The 15,272-nt window shown below is 50.5% G+C and carries 17 protein-coding genes; 10 read left to right on the forward strand and 7 right to left on the reverse strand.

Annotation, left to right across the window (positions count from 1 at the left end; translation table 11 throughout):
- Positions 1-4 precede the first annotated feature (4 nt).
- The 3 genes from F463_RS0109305 to F463_RS0109315 are packed head-to-tail and all read right to left on the reverse strand — an operon-like array spanning position 5 to position 1,133.
- Entirely contained in the window at positions 5-424 is a 420-nt protein-coding gene (locus tag F463_RS0109305) for a DUF6691 family protein (protein ID WP_018986810.1), read from the reverse strand.
- Between the two features lie 9 nt (positions 425-433).
- The gene (locus F463_RS0109310; protein WP_018986811.1) at positions 434-859 is read right to left on the reverse strand and encodes a YeeE/YedE family protein; all 426 of its coding nucleotides are present in this window, start codon (positions 857-859) and stop codon (positions 434-436) included.
- Between the two features lie 49 nt (positions 860-908).
- Positions 909-1,133 (reverse strand): hypothetical protein, encoded by a 225-nt coding sequence (locus tag F463_RS0109315; RefSeq protein ID WP_018986812.1) that lies wholly within the window; start codon positions 1,131-1,133, stop codon positions 909-911.
- Positions 1,134-1,500: 367 nt separating this feature from the next.
- Between F463_RS0109315 and F463_RS0109320 the strand changes: the two genes are divergently transcribed.
- Positions 1,501-1,779 carry a hypothetical protein gene (locus F463_RS0109320; protein ID WP_245545209.1) on the forward strand — a complete coding sequence of 93 codons (279 nt, stop codon included), beginning with the start codon at positions 1,501-1,503 and terminating at the stop codon, positions 1,777-1,779.
- A 9-nt stretch (positions 1,780-1,788) separates the two neighbouring features.
- The gene (locus F463_RS0109325) at positions 1,789-2,052 is read left to right on the forward strand and encodes a KTSC domain-containing protein (protein ID WP_018986814.1); all 264 of its coding nucleotides are present in this window, start codon (positions 1,789-1,791) and stop codon (positions 2,050-2,052) included.
- A 25-nt stretch (positions 2,053-2,077) separates the two neighbouring features.
- On the opposite strand, the gene F463_RS0109330 is transcribed toward F463_RS0109325, so the two are convergent.
- The gene (locus F463_RS0109330; RefSeq protein WP_051082067.1) at positions 2,078-3,547 is read right to left on the reverse strand and encodes an iron-containing redox enzyme family protein; all 1,470 of its coding nucleotides are present in this window, start codon (positions 3,545-3,547) and stop codon (positions 2,078-2,080) included.
- Positions 3,548-3,727: 180 nt separating this feature from the next.
- Between F463_RS0109330 and F463_RS0109335 the strand changes: the two genes are divergently transcribed.
- Positions 3,728-4,687 (forward strand): methyltransferase, encoded by a 960-nt coding sequence (locus tag F463_RS0109335; RefSeq protein ID WP_018986816.1) that lies wholly within the window; start codon positions 3,728-3,730, stop codon positions 4,685-4,687.
- Positions 4,688-4,701: 14 nt separating this feature from the next.
- Here F463_RS0109335 and F463_RS0109340 read toward each other — a convergent pair whose 3' ends face one another.
- On the reverse strand, positions 4,702-5,226 hold the full coding sequence (locus F463_RS0109340; protein WP_018986817.1) for a YgjP-like metallopeptidase domain-containing protein: 525 nt from the start codon (positions 5,224-5,226) through the stop codon (positions 4,702-4,704).
- Between the two features lie 36 nt (positions 5,227-5,262).
- Positions 5,263-5,496 carry a hypothetical protein gene (locus F463_RS0109345; protein WP_154650040.1) on the reverse strand — a complete coding sequence of 78 codons (234 nt, stop codon included), beginning with the start codon at positions 5,494-5,496 and terminating at the stop codon, positions 5,263-5,265.
- A 229-nt stretch (positions 5,497-5,725) separates the two neighbouring features.
- On the opposite strand from F463_RS0109345, the gene F463_RS0109350 reads away from it, so the two are divergent.
- The 4 genes from F463_RS0109350 to F463_RS0109365 all read left to right on the forward strand — a co-directional run bounded on the left by F463_RS0109350 (position 5,726) and on the right by F463_RS0109365 (position 9,573).
- Positions 5,726-5,905 carry a hypothetical protein gene (locus tag F463_RS0109350; RefSeq protein WP_018986819.1) on the forward strand — a complete coding sequence of 60 codons (180 nt, stop codon included), beginning with the start codon at positions 5,726-5,728 and terminating at the stop codon, positions 5,903-5,905.
- A gap of 208 nt (positions 5,906-6,113) precedes the next feature.
- Positions 6,114-7,418 (forward strand): PAS domain-containing sensor histidine kinase, encoded by a 1,305-nt coding sequence (locus tag F463_RS0109355; RefSeq protein ID WP_018986820.1) that lies wholly within the window; start codon positions 6,114-6,116, stop codon positions 7,416-7,418.
- On the forward strand, positions 7,390-7,833 hold the full coding sequence (locus F463_RS0109360; RefSeq protein ID WP_018986821.1) for a response regulator: 444 nt from the start codon (positions 7,390-7,392) through the stop codon (positions 7,831-7,833). The genes F463_RS0109355 and F463_RS0109360 overlap by 29 nt, the downstream gene beginning before the upstream one ends.
- Before the next feature lie 3 nt (positions 7,834-7,836).
- Complete coding sequence (locus tag F463_RS0109365; RefSeq protein ID WP_018986822.1) at positions 7,837-9,573, forward strand: putative bifunctional diguanylate cyclase/phosphodiesterase; 1,737 nt, start codon at positions 7,837-7,839, stop codon at positions 9,571-9,573.
- A 44-nt stretch (positions 9,574-9,617) separates the two neighbouring features.
- Here the strand turns inward: F463_RS0109365 and F463_RS0109370 are convergent, their stop codons facing one another.
- The gene (locus tag F463_RS0109370; RefSeq protein ID WP_018986823.1) at positions 9,618-10,580 is read right to left on the reverse strand and encodes a DUF72 domain-containing protein; all 963 of its coding nucleotides are present in this window, start codon (positions 10,578-10,580) and stop codon (positions 9,618-9,620) included.
- A 210-nt stretch (positions 10,581-10,790) separates the two neighbouring features.
- Here F463_RS0109370 and F463_RS0109375 point away from each other — a divergent pair, with 210 nt between their 5' ends.
- The 3 genes from F463_RS0109375 (at position 10,791) to F463_RS0109385 (ending at position 15,235) form a co-directional block, all read left to right on the forward strand.
- Entirely contained in the window at positions 10,791-13,184 is a 2,394-nt protein-coding gene (locus F463_RS0109375; RefSeq protein ID WP_033413306.1) for a catalase, read from the forward strand.
- Between the two features lie 194 nt (positions 13,185-13,378).
- Positions 13,379-14,242, forward strand: a complete 864-nt coding sequence (locus tag F463_RS0109380) for a bestrophin family protein (protein WP_018986825.1) — start codon at positions 13,379-13,381, stop codon at positions 14,240-14,242.
- Positions 14,243-14,296: 54 nt separating this feature from the next.
- Complete coding sequence (locus tag F463_RS0109385; protein ID WP_018986826.1) at positions 14,297-15,235, forward strand: sodium:calcium antiporter; 939 nt, start codon at positions 14,297-14,299, stop codon at positions 15,233-15,235.
- The last annotated feature ends 37 nt before the right edge of the window (positions 15,236-15,272 follow it).

Below are 15,272 nucleotides of genomic sequence, written 5' to 3' on the forward strand. Positions count from 1 at the left end.
GCTGTCACAACCAGCCGCGACGTACTCCCAGCGTATGTAGGGCCATCCCTGCCAGCATGCTGGCGACAAATAGCCAGACAGCGACGCCTCCAGTGAAGACCGAGGTGACTGCAGGACCAGGGCAGAAACCGGCTATTCCCCAGCCGGCGCCAAACAGCACGGCACCCAATAATAACTTACGGTCAATCAGGCGGGTTCCCGGCAATTGCACCGGCACTCCCAACAGACTTACAGGTTTTCTGGCGGCGGCCCTGAAGGCAAAAAAGCCGACGGCAATAGCCCCCAGCATGACAAATGCCAGTGAGGGATCCCAATCTCCCATAATATCCAGAAAAGCCAGCACTTTAGCCGGGTTGGTCATGCCACCCACAATCAACCCCAAACCAAAAATGATGCCCGCTAATAACGCGATCAATACAATCATTTTTTGCGCCTACCCTATCAAAAATACATGTCGAACCAGCCACACTACGAGCATCGCTGTCGCCATAAAGGTCAGGGTTGCCACCAGCGAACGTAATGATAAACGCGACAGTCCACATACCCCATGCCCGCTGGTACAACCACTGCCCAGGCGGCTACCAAAGCCCACCAGCACACCAGCCAGCACTAACCAGGGGGTGCTGGCCACAATCTGCACCGCAGGCAATGGCGCAAACAGTGCATATACCAATGGGGAGACCAGTAAGCCGACCACAAAAGCGAACCGCCATGCACGGTCATTCGCAGGCGCCGACCAAAGCTGGCCGACAATGCCGCTGATGCCAGAAATCTTGCCCAGCCAGCGTATCATCAATAAGGTTGAAAAGCCGATCAGCAAACCGCCGACTAGCGACTCTAAAGGCGTAAAGTGGACCATACGTTTTCTATCTTTTTATGTTTGTTCGGCAGCTGAAGGAGGTGGAAAGTTAATCCACTTCATCTGCCCTGTCTTCATGTGGAACAGATGAATTACGGTTACATTCAAAACCAGCCTTTTCCAGCGCTACCCGATAATCACACGTCGGCAGGTGCCCTTCCAGACGGCCATTGATTTTGGTCGTTTCCTGTTTGCAAAAAGCACAACGGTAACGGTGTGCCTGGCCCTCAAAATGCTCTTGCGGATAATCGATATAAAACAGTCTTTTCATCATACGCTCCCCATATTGGCGACACTGATGCGCTTAATGCTACGCCGGCTCTTGGCAGCTGGCAATACACAAAAAACAGCTGTCAGCAAGCATTTTCAGCAAATAATTTGAGCGTACAGATTTTAATCAACCGCCATTTACAGCATTGAATCATATACTTACAGCACTCACCCACAACACAATCCAAAAGTTATCCACAAAAAATGTGGACAGCAAGACCCTCACGGCAGTGCCCATTCTATGGATCAACAAAAGACAGAATGTATAGATCAGATAATCGATCAGCATGGTGCATTTCTCAGATGCCTTCTCTCGAAGCATGCAGTGATCAATCATTTCACCAACACTTCAGGATACAATAGTGCAAACGATGGTCCTACTGTTTTTGGCGGAGGCAATTGCCGTGTTTTTACTCAAGAAATGGTTATGGTCACAATGGCAGAAACTGCGTGGTGCAGATCGCGCCTATGCAAAGTACCTGGCGCACTTTGAGCATTATCAGACAGAAGTGGTGAATAGCGAATTACAGCAATCGCTCAACATTCAACCTATGTCCAAAGAAGCATTTTTGCAAGCCTGGCAGAAACAAGGCCTCACGAGCGGCGGAAAATCGTGTGGTTGCAAGACAAAAACAGGTTGCTGTGGTTAGGCGTCTGTGATGGACATGATCCGCATCCATTCCGGCAAATTACGTGCGATAGGCTATGATGCGAGCAAACGCATACTGAGAGTGGAGCTTGAAGATGGCCGTACACTGGAGCACCTTAACGTGGGCGAAAGCCTATGGCGCAGCTTAAAGAATGCCAGTGCACAGTGGAGTTATTACCGTGACAATATTGAAGACGAATTCACTGTGAACCGTGTCTCAAACAAGGCACCCTCCGGCAAAAACCCGCTGGATGATTTGTTTGGTCCAACGTAAAGATTAACTGCAGTTTATCGCCAACTTATGTTCGACTGTATTGCGAATAGGGCGCATCCATATAGGCTTTGAAGTAACGGGTTGCACATAGGCCGAGAGCGGTATGGTGCTTGGCAGGTGATAACCAGTCAATCAGGAACTCCATCCGTTTTGGGCCTAACCCGTGCAGGTAACGCTCCAGCGATAATTGCTCTTGGTTAATATCGTCATCCGGGAGATCAAGCTCCGCCAGGCGCAGCCCGGAACGCAAATCATAGACGTTTCCGCATTGTTTCTCCCGCTGTGCCATGGGATGTTCAGCCATCCGCCATGGAGGGCCTAACCGGGCCACTCTGGGCAGAATCTCCAACACATCGCCAGCGATCCAGTCATAAATCACCTGCCGTTCATAAGCCGTAAACACGCCGAACATCGGCGCTTTTTCGGCAGCAATCACTTGCCAGAAACGGCTTTGTTCCGGATCCTGGTGTCGTTTGATCCAACCTGTTTTCTGCATGATATACAGCAATTTGGCCACCTGATCCGGGTCTGCCAACCACTCGTTCATGGTTTTGCCCTCAATCACACAGCGGTTGGAATGCATGTATCGGCCGATATCCGCCTTGTTTTGTAGCACACGTATCACTTCACCGTGCAAGTCAAAATGATTAATGATATCCAGCGTGCCCAGCCCGGCGTCATTCAATTTCACGCCAGCCATGATGCGTTCCATATAGCGGCGGGCAGAACCGAAGGTGGGCATGGCCTCAGACACCGCTTCGATTGCTGCACGTGCATGCCCGCTATGAGCATTATCAATGGTGGTGTGCAAGGTAAAGTAATAAGGGTCAATATTCAGCTCTTTGAGCTCATAAGCCGTGATCAGCAAATGCAGGGGCAATTGCTCGTAACCAAGATTGAAACCGATAACTTCAGGCACATGCGTTTCAGTATTGGCGGCCAAGGCCAGTTGTAGCGCACCTTGCGTGAAAAACTTGTCGTCCAGGTTTTTCGAGTCTTCACATTCATTGACTTTAAGCAGTTTGCGGTAGAGGACGACATGGTTCATCGCCTCCATGCCATTCCCTAACTCTTCGAGATAAATTTTAAGCAAGGAGGCAAATCGCGCATCATGCCAGTGCCGGGTAATGCCATAAAGCCAGGCACCATCTACCATTTTTGTCGGGGCGACCGCTCTCAAAAAATATAAAGCATGTGCCTTGCTACTGAAGTACCAACGCCGCCCACCTTCTTGACGAACCGCCAGGTAGTCCTGGAACTGTCGGCCAACCACTTGAGTGTGCTCATCCAGCCAGGCTTCAAGCTGTTCCGGATGTGCTGGCATATTGTTAAGGTGCTGGCTGGTTTCCTTGAGATGCGCTGTGAGGAAACCAGCACTATCTGCCCTGCCCTTGCTGAAGCCGGAGGGCGAAAGCAGTGAAAAATACATATCCCTTGCCGACCAGTCATTGACCGTTCTTTCCCGTTTTCCGACTTCATTGCTGATGACCGACATTTCTTCTGCCTCCAAAGATTAGCCTGCAGGTGTAATTGCAAGTAGAAAGCAGATACGTTACGCAGATGTGATCAAAATCCCTATCAGACAATCCATGAGCGCATTGTAGGAATACGCTTATAAGAGAAAAACCAAGGTTCTGCTAAGCTAAAAGCCGCCTTTCTTCAAGAGGTTATTTCCATGAAAAACTCTGTAAAGACACCGATCCAGCCACAAATAAATGCACCCCTGGTGAAAGTGCTGCATGCATTACAGGCCCGCGATTATCATTTTGTGACCGTCACACCGACCACGCATCGGCTGGTTAATCAGCGGCCAGAGAATCGCTGGGCACGTTCCTTGCAGGATATTTTTGGCTGGAATCGCCCATTTGCAGCCAGCACACCTGATGCAGAATTATTTGAGCTGATGCAGGCGGCTGGCATCGTGCGGCCACTTGCCCAGGGCTGGCAATCACTCATACGCGTGTCCAGCCTCAACAATACCCTGTTTGCACACTCGCCGTTTCCTACTGACGCCAGTGATGCTGTTTTTCTGGGACCGGACACTTACCGGTTTATACGCGCGATAGATCAGGCATTGCCAGATCTGCACAAGCCGATTAAGCGCTGTGTCGATATCGGCACCGGGCCTGGAACAGCTGCCATTCTACTGGCCAGCATGCTGCCTGAAACGGAAGTGTGGGGCGTGGATATCAACGAAAACGCGCTGACAATCGCAGCCAGCAACGCCGAGGCCAACGGGGTCAGCAATGTCCGCTTCCAGTACAGTAACCTGCTCAATGATATCGACGGCCATTTTGACCTCATCGTTGCCAATCCGCCTTACCTGGTTGACCCGCTGGAACGCGCTTATCGACATGGCAACGGAGCGTTAGGGGCACAACTTTCGCTCGATATTGTGGATACCGCACTGACCCGACTGGCCCCCGGTGGGACGTTAATGCTGTATACGGGCGTCGCCATGCTAGCTGGGAAGGACCCGTTTATCAATGCCATTAGCCCCAAAATTAAAAGCGCGAGCGCCACTTACAGCTATATCGAAATTGATCCCGATATTTTTAGTGAAGAACTGATGAACGAAGCCTATTATGAAGCCGAGAGAATCGCTGCTGTCTGGCTGCAAGTACAAAAACCGTAAAAAGAACTAAAGAGTTAGCGCACACTTTCAGCATTGAGCTTACCTGTGGCCAGCCATAGCAGATAGACCCGGCAATCAAATTCATATTGCATATAGTTGGGCTCCATATGCAAACACAATTGGTAAAACGCCTTGTCGTGATCGCGCTCCTTGAGATGTGCCAGCTCATGCACCACAATCATCTGCAAAAATGCCAGCGGGGCTGTCTTGAAAAATGCAGAAATACGGATTTCTTTCTTGGCCTTGAGTTTGCCACCCTGTACACGCGAGATGGCTGTATTCAAGCCTAGCGTCTGTTTTTCTATGGTCAGCCGGTTATCAAAATACACCTTGTCCAGCATGGGCGCATTTTTCAGGTAGCGGTTTTTGAGCTCCATGCAAAAGTCATACAATGCCTTGTCGCTCTGTACCTTATGTTCCTCTGGATAGCGCTGTTGCAGGTAGCGCCCGAGCTGCCCCTTTGCGTGCAAGGAAGCGATCTGGTCACGCAAATGCGCTGGGTAATGAGGTAAAAACTGTTGGATGAGCATGGCTGACATGCAGCCATTGTATATGGCTATGCCATCATGACTGCATTACATCGAAAAATCAGAAGATAAATCCATGGTATTGGGCCCGGTCTGTTCCTGGTACTGCGACTCAGGCAGACTGCCTTTCCGATCTTCAGTAGTCTGTTGCTCTGTCGAGCTCAAAGTATTCACCTGATCAGCGGAAAGCTGTTCACGCGCACGCTCATCCACAACTTGTCCGGCAACGGACTGCAAGGTGATGAGCAAAACCAGTCCCGCTACAACCATCCCGTATTTCATGCATCTTCTCACTAGTGGTGATCATCTGTTGCAAGCCTAGGCAAAGGGCTGAAGACAGACAATAGGAAAGATTCACTTTATTCAGCCATCGGATCAAGACCATGGTAAGGCTGGCAAGGAGTAAACTTAATGGCATATCATGAATCTCACCATTCAAGGTTCTGATAACGGACGCACATGTACTATCTTCTATGCGGTAGATTGACAGTAAAGTTAGAAAGGAGTCGTCATGAACGAAGACCTGAAAATAGCAACCTTGCAGGCGCATCGCCAGGCACTGGAAAAACACCAGGCATTGCTGGAAAAGCTGCACTTGAATACCAACCAGCATCTGGATGAAGTCAATGAGTCCTTGCAGACGCTGACACTCACGCTTGAAGAATACCTTAAGATCATCGGCATTCCCTAGCGAGAGAAATCTGCTATTAAACAAGGCTATTTAATGGCAGATTGCCCAGCCAGTGGCCGTTTGTTATGATGACTTATCCTTCAAAAAAGAACACCATGCCAGTGCTGGGAATACATGCAGCACGCCATGCCACATCCAAGCCTAAAAAAATAGCAACAAAGCATTCGCCAGACAGATTTTTTGCGGGAACCAAAAGGGGACTGTCATCATGAGTGAGGAAATTGGGGATATCGAACGTGCCAACCTGCCTTTCCGCCAGGTTGTAGAAGCCGCGCCCACTGCAATGGTGATGGTCAATAAAGCCGGCGTCATCGAAATGGTGAACACCCAGACCGAACTCATTTTTGGTTACTCACGTGTAGAGCTATTAGGCCAGCTGATCGACATCCTGCTTCCTGAACGCTTCCGTCACCAGCATCCGCATCACCGAGCCTCTTTTTTCTCCGATCTCAGTCCGCGCGCCATGGGGACTGGCCGCGACCTGTATGGCCGCCGCAAGGATGGCAGCGAGTTCCCGGTGGAAGTGGGCCTCAACCCGATTGAAACCGATGATGGCGTTAAAGTGCTCTCGGCGATTACCGATATTTCCGCACGCAAGCGCATGGAAGAGCGCTTTCGCCAAGTGGTAGAGGCCGCCCCGAATGCTATGGTGATGGTCAATAAGAAGGGGATCATCGAGATGGTGAATACCCAAGCAGAACGGATTTTCGGCTACTCCCGGGCCGAACTGTTAGGGCAACTGATTGATATTTTGCTGCCAGAACGCTTCCGCCACCAGCACCCCGGTCACCGTGCTTCTTTTTTTTCAGACCTCAGTCCGCGCGCCATGGGAACTGGCCGCGACCTGAAATCGCCATTACGCGGCATCTTCCAGATCTCACACTGGATAGAAGAAGACCTGACCAACGGGCAAACCGACGCGATTCCCCAACATATGAGCCTGTTACGGGGCCGTCTGCGCCGTATGGAGCGTCTATTGGATGACTTGTTGGCCTATTCACGCGCCGGACGGTTGGAAGGCAGCGTGAGCCAGGTAGAGCTTGGCAAATGGGCACAGAACATCTTCGAGATGCAAGCACCGCCTGAAGGCTTCACGCTTGAAGTGGCCGCCGACCTGCCCACCCTGACCACGCTTGCCACCCCGCTGGAGCAGGTCCTGCGCAACCTGTTTACTAATGCGATCAAGCACCATGACCGTCCTCAAGGCCGTATTCGTTTGGATTGGCGGGCTGCCAGTAAAACTTACCATGAGTTTAGTGTCACCGACGATGGCCCTGGCATTTCACCCGAGTACCAGGAACGGGTATACCTGATGTTCCAAACCTTGCGTCCGCGCGATGAAGTTGAGGGCAGTGGCATGGGGCTGGCGCTGGTGAAAAAAATTGTGGAAGCCTATGGCGGCACGACTAGCATTGTTTCTGATGGTATACGTGGGACGACCATCCGTTTTACCTGGCCAATCAATATTGAAGAAAGGCTGATCCGTGCAAATCCTGCAGAAGCAAAACTATAGGGAAACCACTTTATTCATTGTGGATGATGATGACATTGATGCCATTGCACTGGAACGTGCATTGCGCAAATTACGCCTGCTAAATACGGTGATACGGGCCAGGGATGGGCGTGAAGCATTGGAACTGCTACGCGCAGGCAAGGTGTCTTCCCCCTATATCATCCTGCTCGACCTGAATATGCCGCGCATGAATGGCCTGGAGTTTCTGGAGAGTTTGCGCACAGATCCTTTACTGACATATGCCGTCGTGTTTGTGTTGACGACCTCCAAGTCAGATGAGGATCTGGTCGCGGCCTACCGTCAACATGTCGCGGGCTATGTGTTCAAACAGCACATGGACAGGGACTTTCTGGAGGTGGTTGGTTTAATTGAGCATTACTGGCGCCTGGTAGAACTACCAATCACAAAGGAGTAAAAGATGCGATTGCTACTCGTTGATGATGACGAACTGGACAGGATGGCCGTCATCCGGGTCCTGAAAAATCCAAGCCTGGTCAAAGACATCGTGCAAGCCAATACGGCAGTGAAGGCGCTGAAGCTGTTTGATGAGAATACCTTTGATATTGTGCTGCTGGATTACCGCCTGCCGGATATGGAATGCCTGGATGTGCTCAATCAACTGACCCAGCACGCAGAGAAACAGGCCGCGGTCGTTATCCTCACCGGTATGGAGGACAACGAAATCATTGAGCGAAACTGTATCTTTGCCGGCGCCCAGGATTTTTTACTGAAAAAAGAACTCTCTGAACGCCACTTGACCAAAGCACTGCTCCACGCCCAGGCACGCCATGCGCTCAACAGCAAACTGATCGACACACACAAACGTCTCAAATACCTGGCCGAGAATGACCCTATGACCGGGTTATCTAATCGCTATTTTTTTGAAGAGCATTTGCAAAGCGCCATTCTACGGGCACAGCGACTCAACTCTCAATTAGGCTTGATCTATCTGGATATCGATAACTTCAAACTGATCAATGACAGCCTGGGTCACGACTCAGGTGACCAATTATTGCAGCAGATCGCGCAACGCTTGCTACAAGTGGTCAGAGATGGGGATGTCGTCTGCCGCTTGGGTGGGGATGAGTTTGCCATTGTCGTGCAAGACGTGGACACCCAAACCTCAGTGGGTGCACTAGCACAACGTGTCCTCGAAAGCGTGCGCGAACCGATTACACTCAACAATAACGAGCACTTTATTACCTGCAGTATCGGCATTTCAACCTATCCACGTTGTGCGCTCAATGCCGAAGACATGCTAAAACATGCCGATCTCGCCATGTATCAAGTCAAGCGCCAGGGACGTAATGGTTTTCATTTTTTTAGCGAAGACCTGCAAGACCAGATTTTGCACCGCTTCATGATGGAAGCCGAATTACGCTCGCAACGCTTACAAAACCAGCTGGTGCAATATTACCAACCAGTCATCCATGCCCAAACCCTGGAGATATGCGGCGCAGAAATGCTCATCCGCTGGAACCATCCGACGAGAGGTCTGTTACCGCCTATTGCTTTTATTGAGGTGGTGGAAGAGCTTGGCTTTATGGCTGCCATCGATACCCAAAACAGGGAGTTGGCATGCAGGCAGGTGGCCCAGTGGCACAAGGACCATCTGATCAACGAGCATTTTGTGTTGGCGGTCAATGCCAGTGAGCAACTGCTACAACAAGAGAGTATGTGCCATGACATTCAACGCGACCTGGAAAGCACAGGCCTGCCTGGTGCCTGCCTCACCATAGAGGTCACTGAAAGTGTGCTGGTATCGGATTTTGACAAGACCTCCCTATTGCTGAATCAACTGAAAACATTAGGTATCACGATTGCGCTGGATGATTTTGGCATCGGCTACTCGTCTATGTCCTATCTGAAATGGTTGCCCGCCTCTATTTTAAAAGTGGATCGATCCTTCGTCCAAAACGTGCCTGGAAGCGAAGCCGACAGCCGCATATTGAAAGCATTGATTGCCATGGCAAAGAGCCTGGATCTGGAAGTGATTGTTGAGGGGATAGAAACTCTGGAGCAAGCCAGGCTATGCCGCGAATTAGGTGCCGATATGCTGCAAGGATACCTGTTCTCCAAACCGCTCTCCGTCGATGACTTTGCGCGGTTCTTAAACGAACATAACCCGCAATCCTATTGCATGAGCTTTTCCTGAATAGTTACCAAACGACACTTTCATTCCAACCGTGTTGGTACATGCTACTTTTTCTTCTGGCCACTAGCCTTGCTCGGATTTATCTCACCCGGTGCATCGGCGTGCGACCAATCGAGTTCCGCCAGGCCGGTCTCCAGATGAAGCCGCCTTAACAGTTTGCGTGCATCAAAAGGGGCTTTCACCTTAATATCGTTATCAAAATAGCAGTACACATCGCGCGATTTACGGAGAGCAGGCGCCTGATGCGAAATCAGCTGTGGATCTTGCGGTTGCCCACCTTTGCTCCATGCCGTGATGCGTGCAGCCCAACCATCCAGCGCCTGATCACTGTAGCCACTGCTATAGAGCTCTGCATCCCCATGCAGGCGCAAGTAAGTAAAGTCTGCGGTGATATCTTCCTTATACGGCCATTTGCCTGCCGTATCCGCAATCACCAGCGCCACCTTATATTTTCGTAGCAATTGAATAAATGCAGGGTCTTCAAAGCTTTTGTTGCGGATTTCAACCGCGTGGCGCAACGGTCGCTTTTTATCCGTTCTGAGCAATTCGCGGCCATGCATGGTGGCATCACGGTGTGATGCCAGGTTGGCCGCGGTCTGCGTATCGTGTGGTAATTGCTTTAGAAAACCTTCAAACAAGTCTGCATCAAAACGAAAGCTGGGCGGAAACTGCCAGAGAATGGGGCCTAACTTTTCCTTAAGTGCCAGCAGGCCGGAAGCAAAAAAGTTTGCCATGGCGGTTTCAATATTTTCCAACCGCAAAATGTGGGTGATATAACGTGTCGCCTTGATGCTGAATACAAAATCCGCTGGCGTCTGTTCGTACCATTGTTGATAGCTGCTCGGGCGCTGCAAGGCATAAAAAGAACCATTGAGTTCTATGGTCGGCAAGGCGCGCGAGGCAAATGCGAGCTCGCGTTTCTGCGTCAAGCCTTCAGGGTAAAAGACTTTCCGCCAGGGCGCATAACGCCAGCCAGAGATGCCAATAAGGATATGAGCATGAGCCATATCGGTTTGTTTACAGGCCCGGGCAGAAGTTCAGGGCGCGGAATATTCGCTTGCAGATGAGTGTACCTGTCAGGCACTCAGCAATGATTCTCCTACAATCAAATCGGAGAGCGCTTATATTCACCCCATGGTGATATCCCGATAATCGTTTCGTACTTTCACTTCATTTTTGCGGTGCATTCTTGCACTTTATTTTCGGGAAAAACAATCATGGCAAAAGCAAAGACTCAAGTAGGGCTAGGCTCCATTTTATCGACTGTCTCCGGGCCTTCTACCCATGAGCCACCGATGTCATCCATGGAAGGCGCCGTTCCTCCAGACTTGATTGACAAGGTGGTCGGTGGTGATGTGTTGTCCCAAACGTTTCCCTACAACGAGACCAAGGCGGCGGAATACGGGGAAAAGGCCAGATGTCCCATGACAGGGATAGCCCGTGAAGCGGATGACGCTGTGGTGAGGGCCAGCACCATTACCGAGGACAATCCCAATGAAAAAACCGGCGAAGGTGCCACCGAGGGCGAAAATATGCTCAAGGGTGACCTGGACCGCGTGCGCTCCGATTCCAATTTGCAGGCATTAACCACCAACCAGGGAGTGACCGTCGGCGACAATCAGCACTCACTCAAAATAGGCCTGCGCGGCCCTACGGCATTAGAAGATTTTATCCTGCGTGAAAAGCTGACCCATTTTGACCATGAGCGTATCCCCGAGCGCGTGGTACATGCCCGAGGCTCTGCCGCGCATGGCTATTTTGAAAACTACCAACCGCTCACCGCAGTCACCAAAGCGACACCGTTCAGTGAAGCAGGTAAACAAACGCCAGTATTTGTGCGTTTTTCCACGGTAGCGGGCGAGCGTGGCTCTACCGACACTGCCCGCGACGTGCGTGGATTTGCTGTCAAGTTTTATACCGATGAAGGCAACTGGGACTTGGTCGGCAACAATATCCCGGTGTTTTTCATCCAGGATGCCATGAAGTTTCCAGACCTGGTGCATGCCGTCAAGCCGGAGCCACATCATGGCATGCCGCAGGCCTCGTCTGCACATGATACGTTCTGGGACTTTATTTCCTTAATGCCTGAATCCACGCATATGGTCATGTGGCAAATGTCAGATCGAGCCATCCCGCGCAGCTACCGCATGATGCAAGGGTTTGGTGTACACACTTTTAGGCTGGTGAATGCGCAAAACGAATCAGTGTTCTGCAAATTCCACTGGACACCCATGGCCGGCACGCATTCACTGGCTTGGGATGAAGCGGTAAAAATCAGCGGCGCCGACCCAGATTTCCACCGCCGCGATTTGTGGGAAGCCATTGAAGCCGGGGCCTATCCGGAATGGGAATTGGGTCTGCAAATTTTCACCGAGGAACAGGCAGAAGCATTTGAGTTTGATGTGCTGGACCCGACCAAAATCATCCCGGAAGAACTGGTACCGCTGACACCGGTTGGCAAACTGGTGCTTAACCGTAACCCGGATAACTTTTTTGCAGAAACCGAGCAGGTGGCTTTTTGTACGGCACATATCATCCCTGGGATAGACTTTAGCAATGATCCCCTGCTACAAGGCCGCATCCACTCTTATGTAGATACACAATTAACCCGTCTTGGCGGTCCCAACTTCCACGAGATTCCCATTAATGCGCCTTTAAAAGAAATCCATAACAACCAGCGTGATGGCATGCACAGGCAAAATATCCCGCGGGGGCGCGTGGCCTACGAACCAAATTCGCTGGGAGGTGGCTGCCCATTCCAGGCGGGCATGAATGGCTTTACCAGTTTCCCCGAACATATCAGTGAAGACAAAGTACGCGGTAAACCGGAAAAGTTTGCCGATCACTACTCACAGGCCACCCTGTTCTGGAACAGTCAGTCAGCCGCCGAAAAGCAACATATTATTAACGCATACAGGTTTGAGCTCACACGGGTGCAAACGCCAGCCATACGAGAACGCATGGTGTCACTCCTGGTCAACGTCGACGCCACCCTGGCGCAAGCCGTTGCGGATGGCCTGGGCATTCCGCTGCCAGCACCCGCGCCATTAGCCAGCGACCAGCCTTTTCCGGTGTTGCCAGCCTCCCCCGCCCTGTCAGAAACGCATTACCCGGGCGATGGTTCAATCAAAACCAGGAAAGTCGCCATCCTCGCTGCCAATGGAGTGGACGCAATCTGCGTCAATGCCCTGTACGACGCCATCCTGTCGCAAGGCGGTGTCCCCCGGCTGTTAAGCATCAAACTCGGCAAGGTGGAAACAGCGCAAGGGAGTACATTAGATGCAGAAGCGACATTGGAAACTATGCCTAACGTATTATTTGATGCCATGGTGATTGCGGACGGCGAACGCTCCATTGCCAATCTGGCGCTGGATGGCCGCACTGTGGAATTCCTGCGTGACCAATACCGTCATTGCAAACCAATCCTCGTCCCCACAGGTGCAAGTGATTTATTGCAAAAAGCCGGTATTGAGACCATGCTGCCAGACGGCAACCCAGACCCCGGGTTGATCATTGCCGAAGACAGGCTCTCTGATGAGATTGAAATGTTCCTCATGACCCTGGCCAAGCCCCGCGACCACGGTCGCGAAACAGACCCGCCATTGGTTTAGCTGACGATACATGCGCTCGCAACATGCGCATGTGTAAGAAGTCATTGCACCCCGCCAACGATGTAACGTTGGCGGTTTTTCTATGCTGGCAGCAGGAAAAAGACAAAGCCATCCTTTGAGACCGGGTGTGCAAAGTCACCGTGATCATGCCGCCGTGATACACTCGTACCAGTCCCTCAACGGCTTCCGCAATCATGATTCAATATAACCCCAAAGACTGGCTCACCTTCATTTTCCGCTTTCACGAGTCTGATACCTTCCGGCAACTGATGCCTATGATGATACTGATCGGCTGCTATGCAGGCGGTATTGCCTATCTTGAGCTGGAATACTGGAAACTAGCCGATAGTAGCCATGTGAAAAACCTCTCGTTAATTCATACCACTGTCGGTTTTGTCTTGTCATTATTACTGGCTTACCGCACCAACACCGCCTATGACCGCTGGTGGGAGGGCCGCAAAGCCTGGGGCGCATTGGTTAATAACAGCCGAAATCTGGCGATTAAATTGTCCGCTTATCTGACCAATGAATCTGACCGTGACTTTTTCAGGAAAATTATCCCGACTTATGCGGCGGTGCTATCCAAACACCTGATGAATGAGGACGTCAGTAAAATGCTGTTTGATGGCTTGGACCTGGAGATCGACCACCACGAACATCATCCCAACCAGATCGCACAGCGCATATTCCAGAAAGCCAATGAACTCTACATTGCAGGTCACATCACTGGCGACCAGTTTTTTATCATTAACGAAGAACTCAAAGCCTTCACTGATATATGCGGGGTCTGCGAACGAATCAAGAATACGCCTATCCCGTACTCCTACAGCGCATTTATCAAGAAATTCATCTTCTTTTATGTCATGACCCTGCCGTTTGGCTTTGTGTTTAACCTGGGTTATTACGTGATTCCGGTAGTGGTGTTTATCTTTTATGTGTTAGCCAGCCTGGAGTTGATTGCCGAAGAAATTGAAGACCCGTTTGGCACTGACACCAACGATTTGCCCACACCCAAAATGGCGGCTAATATCAAAAAACATGTCGCAGAATTGCTTTAGCTCAAGCGGGAAAAGTGCTGCGCACAGCATCAATGAATTTGCAGAGGATTGAACATGTTGACTGATGTACTGATATTTATTCTTTCACTGTCTTTGTTACTCTTTTCAGCCAGAGTATTCACGCAAAATGCCAGTGAAATCGGAAAATATTTACGCCTGCCTGAATTTGTCATAGGCATTTTTATTGTGGGGATAGGCACCTCGCTCCCCGAGCTCATCTCGGGCATTTTGTCGGTGAAGGCCGGAGTTTCCAGCATCGTCCCCGGTAATATCATGGGCGCCTCCATTTCCAATTTGCTTTTAGTGACAGGATTGGCTGTTGTCTTTTACCGCAAGCCCATCCAGCTTGGTAGCGCCTATATCTTTATTGACCTGCATTTCTTAGTAGGGAGTTTCTTTGCCTTCACCGTCATTGCATATGATGGTGTCATCAGATGGCCGGAAGCGATCTTTGGCATGATGATTTTTCTTATTTATAGCATTTACTTGGTGAAAGGTGGTCAACTGGAAGATGTGATGCCTGATGCAGAAGCCAACGTGTATGCGCCCCCCACTAAAGCAATCTTGTATCTCATACTGGCTTCCGTCGGTATTTATTTTGGCGCCGATTACACCGTCAGCGCTATTGCCTCAATTGCCAAAAGTTTGTCTATTCCAGAGTCCGTCATTGCCTTAACCGTACTTTCTATCGGCACTACCCTGCCGGAGTTGGCAGTGAATATCTCGGCAGTGTCTTCCGGCAAAGCAGAAATGGCGATCGGCAACGTGCTTGGTTCTTGCGTCTTCAATACCCTGGTGATTCCTTTTGTAGTCAGTCTGTATGGTCCCATTTCTGTCCCGGAAATCCTGATTTATTTTTCATTGCCTTTCATGCTGGCAGCCGGGTTACTCTTTTACCTGCTCACCCAAGACAAAAAAATATCGGTTTGGGAAGGATTGCTGATGATATGGCTATATAGCCTCTTTATTTTCAAAGTCGCTACGCAAGTGTGAGCGTGCTGTATGCTGTCATAAGAAGCGCGCACGATAA

This window comes from Methylophilus methylotrophus DSM 46235 = ATCC 53528, from assembly GCF_000378225.1.
GTDB classification, from domain to species: Bacteria; Pseudomonadota; Gammaproteobacteria; order Burkholderiales; family Methylophilaceae; genus Methylophilus; species Methylophilus methylotrophus.